This is a genomic window from Pantoea sp. GM01, from assembly GCF_000282675.1.
Classification (GTDB): domain Bacteria; phylum Pseudomonadota; class Gammaproteobacteria; order Enterobacterales; family Enterobacteriaceae; genus Pantoea; species Pantoea nemavictus.
Genome location: NZ_AKIU01000019.1, coordinates 1 through 4,677, shown reverse-complemented (window position 1 = coordinate 4,677; position 4,677 = coordinate 1). Strand labels below are relative to the sequence as shown.

Genomic DNA, 4,677 nt, shown 5'->3' with positions numbered 1-4,677 from the left:
CCCCCGCCGCAACGGCGGGGATCCACCAGAAAGTTGCCCAGTTTTCTGCGCTGGCCTGGCCGGCGATCAGGCGGTTATACAGTGCGCCGGAAATCTGCGAGCCCAGCAGCATGCCGATGCCGTAGGTGAACATCACCACCATGCTCTGCGCCTGCCCTTTCACCTTTTCGCCCGCGATGCGGTCGGTGTAAATGAAGCCCACCACGAAGAAGAAGTCGTAGCAGACGCCGTGCAGCAGAATGCCGAGATAGATCAGCGCACGGCCCTCGTCGCCCATGCCCATGGCAAACAGCGCGTAACGCACAAACCAGGCCAGCATGCCGACCAGCAGCATGTATTTCACGCCCAGACGGCGGAACAGCAGCGGGATCACCAGCATGAAGAAGATTTCAGACATCTGACCGAAGGACATGGCGGTGCTGACGTTGCTTACTCCGGCATCGGCCAGCCATGAGGCGGTATAGGCGTAATAAGTGCCGAGCGGAATGGAGATCAGCGTGGCGCAGAGTGCGAAGACAAAAAAGTGGCGGATTTTTAGTAGCGCGAAGGCATCTGCGCAGAACAGATCGCGCACTTTCAGTGGCAGACCTTTCGCCGGTGCCGGCGTATGTGGCAGCGTCAGGCTATAAATCGCCAGCGCCACAGAGCAGATGGCAGCAACGATAAAGACCGAGGTGCTGGCAGAAATGCCGGTGAAACCAATAAAGATGCCGGCCACAATCCAGCCGATGGTGCCGAATACCCTGACCACTGGAAAACTTTTATCGCTGTTGCTCAGGCTGTGGAAGGCGATGTTATTGGCCAGCGCTAAGGTCGGCATAAAACACAGCGTGTAGCCAAACAGCAGCGCGATAAGCAGCGTACCGTTTTCAGCCGCCAGCGCAGAGGGCACAAACCACAGGATCACCGCCCCCGCCAGGTTCATCACCGCCATCACTTTTTGCGACGGGAAGAATCTGTCGACCAGCATTCCCAGTACAAACGGTGAGAGGATGGAGGCGATCGGACCGGCCGAAAACGCATCGCCGATCAGCAGCGACATGTTGTGTTGCGTCATCACCAGTCCGAGCGTGACTGACCAACTGCCCCAGATGAAGAACTGCATAAACATCATGAGAGAGAGCCGGGGAACCAAAAGCCGGTGCTGCACGATAACAACTTCGGTACTTTGTGATGTCGACATGGTGAACCTTCCCAGAGAAAAGTAATCGATTACATTTAGGTAAGACACGAATGTAATCGATTACTTTATAGGTTACATTTAGGTAGATCACACTTTTACATATCCCTTACTCAGCCGGTCGCCCCTGAGAAATGAGGGCTCATCCGCATTTAATTCATCTACTTATCAGCCAGTTAATCTCAGTGCAGATTGATGGAATTTATTTGAGAAGTGAGAACATCCCGTGGTTGATTCGCAGAAAATTATTGAAGGGCTAACGGATTGGATCAATCTCCGTCTCAGTGAACCTCTCACCATTGACAAGATCGCCCATCGATCGGGCTATACAAAATGGCATCTGCAGAGAATGTTTCGGCGTGTTAAAGGGACAACGCTGATTGCGTATATCCGTAATCAGCGTCTGGAAAAAGCGTATGCAGAACTCCTGCAAACCGCAGACAGTCTCAGCACCGTGGCGCAGCGCAATGGTTTTAATTCACCCGAATCCTTCAGCAGGGCGTTTACGCAACGATTCATTCTCACGCCAACTGAATTTCGCCGCATACATAATAGTGCTGATTAATTACGGTAAATCCTGAGCTTTTAGGATTAAGCGCCGTGCGATTCCCCCGCTAACGTCTACAGTCACGGGTGAGGTTATTATTCATTCGTACTAATGGAGGAATTTCTGTGTTATTTCAAAACCACGAGAAAGGTCACGCCATTATTGGCGAAGCGGCACTGAGCCTGGCCCTGTGCGAGAAAGAGATCAGCATTGCATCACTTTTTGCGCAGCTTGGTCGCATGGCGAAATCGGAGAACAGCACCTTACGGTTGCAGCAGATCTATAAAGCCAGAGACTGGCTGATGAGTTTTGATTCACCCGAGGTCGCTGAAAAGCAGGTGCCGTATCTGCAGACCCTTGCGGGCCTGAACTAACCGTTAACGAACTGATGCCATAGGAAGTAGTCCGGCTCCGGCCGGAAAACGACGAAGCGAATGACCTCATCGGTTACGTGCGAACGTATACCGGCCGGAGAACCTGTCAGGGACGACACTCTCCTTACTGCTTTTAAGCAAAAGTAAGCGTTACGCCTCCCCCTTCCCTGTCCATTATCAGCAGTACGATAAACATTAACGCTTTCTGATTTCAGTAATGTAAGTAACGGCGACGTGGTCGGCGAAGTTGGGCACGTCCTCATAAGCTTCGATACCTGTCGGGGAGCTGAACGCAGCGATTGCGTCTTCGAGCGAGTCAAACCATAACTCTGAAAATCCATCGACGGGTGAGTCAGGATATTTTTCGCGATCCACAGGATTCAGAACATAGCCGCGTAGTCCCGGCAGCCGCAGGGCAATTTCGGTATGAACCTCATCCCAGTGCTTTACGAACTCTTCAAAGCTTTGTCCTTTTTTACGGGTGATAAAGCCGACGTGCTTAAAACCTTTAGTGGGTGTCATAACGCTCTCCTGAGAGATTAATGTTTGATAGCGACTGAATTAAATTACTGACTTACCGCTCAGCTAACGCTGCTGTGAGGCTGACGCAGGCACAGCTCCCCCTCCTCAGCTATTCCAGCAGCCCGCGATCAACTGATGCGAACGGATACGCGCATCGGCGTCGTGGATCCAGGAGTTCACCATGATTTCGTCTGCGCCGGTGCGGCGTACCAGATCCTCAAGTCCGGCACGCACCACGTCAGGCGTGCCCCATATCGATTCGCGTAACTGAGTCAGCACCCGCTGCGCCTCAGTCGGGTGCCATAGCGCATTCATGTCATCAACGGGTTTGGGCAGCTTCATATCAACGCCGCGTCCCAGGTTGACGAACTTTTGCAACTCGGTGGTGGCCAGCCGGTCTGCCTCTTTCTGCGTTTCCGCCGCCACAACGTTTACGCACACCATGACGTAAGGCGCATTGAGGCTTTCTGACGGCTTAAAACCGGCCCGATAGGTATCAATGGCCGCCAGCATGGCATCGGGCGCAAAGTGAGAGGCGAAAACCAGCGGCAGGCCTTTCTGTGCCGCCAGCTGAGCGCTGAAAGTACTGGAACCCAGCAGCCAGAGCGGAATACGCAGTCCGGCGCCCGGTACCGCCGTCACGCGCTGGCCGGGACGCGGTTCGGCGAGAAAATGCTGCAACTCTTCCAGCATGTCGGGGAAGTCCAGACCTCTTGCCCGACTCTCACGCCGCAGCGCCTGCAGCGTTTCCTGATCGGTACCGGGCGCGCGTCCCAGCCCCAGATCCACGCGGCCCGGATAAAGGGTTTCAAGCGTACCAAACTGCTCAGCGACGACGAGCGGCGCGTGATTCGGCAGCATAATGCCGCCCGAGCCGATACGGATTTTATCGGTGCGGGCACCAATGTGGCTCAGGATCACCGTTGTGGCGGCGCTGGCGATATCCACCATATTGTGATGTTCGGCCATCCAGAAGCGATGATAACCGGCGTCTTCAGCCGCTCTGGCCAGACGCACGCTGTTGTGGATAGCGTCAGCCAGGCTGTGCCCTTCGGTAATCGGAGCCAAATCCAGCAGTGACAGAGGGATGTTCGCGTCTTTCATGAAGATTTCCTTAGCCTCGTTTCAGTGGTTACGTGGCGAAACAGTAAGTTCGGAAATCACTATGATTGTTTTCCCCATGATGATAAATCCGCTTTCACTCGGATCTGTGTAGACATAGATTCTATAATTAACCGACGACATTCGGTGTATGGTAGCGTCGGTAAACCAGGCAAACCTGTCAGAGACACGAAGATAAACCATGAGAAAAACCGATCATCTGGGCGGGATCACCGCATTTGTCACCACGGCGCAGCTGGGCAGCTTTACCGCTGCCGCTGAGCGTCTGGGGCTGACCAAATCCGCGGTAGGCAAAAGCGTCAGCCGGCTTGAGGATCGCCTCGGCCTTAAGCTTTTTCAGCGTTCCACGCGCCGCCTCAGCCTGACGCCGGACGGCGAGCGATTTCTGAACAGCTGCCAGAACGCCATTGATATTCTGGAGCAGGCGGAGGCTGAGTTGACGTCTCATATCTGCCAGCCCGCCGGCAGACTGCGGGTGGATTTACCCGCCGCCTTCGGGCGGCAGCGTATATTGCCCGTCCTGCTGCAGATTACGCGCAACTATCCTGAGCTCGCCCTGACGGTGACCTTCAGCGAGCGGTTTGTCGATCTTATCGAGGAAGGCATTGATCTGGTTATCCGCATTGGTGAGCTGGCCGACAGCAGCGGTCTGGTCGCCCGCAGGCTGACCACCCAGAAACTGGTGATCTGCGCCTCACCCGACTACCTGCTTTATCATGGCACGCCGGTCACGGCGGACGCGTTAAGCGAACACCAGTGCGTGGTCGGGTTTCGCCGCAATCAGCCCATTTCCTGGCTGCTGAAGGACATGGAGGGAGAGATAACACGGTTCATACCGCCTGCCACCCATGAATTTGCCGACGGCGATGCGATGCTGACCGCCACCCTGGCGGGATGTGGTCTGTCGCAGCTGCCGATATGGCTGGGGGGGG

The 4,677-nt window shown here is 54.9% G+C and carries 6 protein-coding genes; 3 read left to right on the top strand and 3 right to left on the bottom strand.

The genetic code is table 11. The features are described 5' to 3' along the window. Window positions 1–1,183, bottom strand: a 1,183-nt coding sequence (locus PMI17_RS04120; protein ID WP_007886460.1) for an MFS transporter, incomplete at its 3' end; no start/stop codon positions are given. Window positions 1,184–1,406: 223 nt separating this feature from the next. Here PMI17_RS04120 and PMI17_RS04115 point away from each other — a divergent pair. Both PMI17_RS04115 and PMI17_RS04110 read left to right on the top strand, forming a co-directional pair. Next, entirely contained in the window at window positions 1,407–1,745 is a 339-nt protein-coding gene (locus PMI17_RS04115) for a helix-turn-helix domain-containing protein (protein WP_007886459.1), read from the top strand. 107 nt (window positions 1,746–1,852) lie between these two features. After that, entirely contained in the window at window positions 1,853–2,101 is a 249-nt protein-coding gene (locus tag PMI17_RS04110) for a hypothetical protein (RefSeq protein ID WP_007886457.1), read from the top strand. A 195-nt stretch (window positions 2,102–2,296) separates the two neighbouring features. On the opposite strand, the gene PMI17_RS04105 is transcribed toward PMI17_RS04110, so the two are convergent. Next, entirely contained in the window at window positions 2,297–2,623 is a 327-nt protein-coding gene (locus PMI17_RS04105) for an EthD family reductase (RefSeq protein ID WP_007886456.1), read from the bottom strand. 105 nt (window positions 2,624–2,728) lie between these two features. Continuing rightward, window positions 2,729–3,727 carry an LLM class flavin-dependent oxidoreductase gene (locus PMI17_RS04100; RefSeq protein ID WP_007886455.1) on the bottom strand — a complete coding sequence of 333 codons (999 nt, stop codon included), beginning with the start codon at window positions 3,725–3,727 and terminating at the stop codon, window positions 2,729–2,731. 199 nt (window positions 3,728–3,926) lie between these two features. On the opposite strand from PMI17_RS04100, the gene PMI17_RS04095 reads away from it, so the two are divergent. Then, on the top strand, window positions 3,927–4,677 hold a 751-nt coding region (locus PMI17_RS04095; RefSeq protein ID WP_007886454.1), incomplete at its 3' end, for a LysR substrate-binding domain-containing protein.

What these genes read in the sequence shown, in the direction of transcription:
- PMI17_RS04105 (WP_007886456.1), bottom strand. Translation starts at nt 2,623, where the DNA reads ATGACACCCACTAAAGGTTTTAAGCACGTCGGCTTTATCACCCGTAAA.
- PMI17_RS04100 (WP_007886455.1), bottom strand. Translation starts at nt 3,727, where the DNA reads ATGAAAGACGCGAACATCCCTCTGTCACTGCTGGATTTGGCTCCGATT.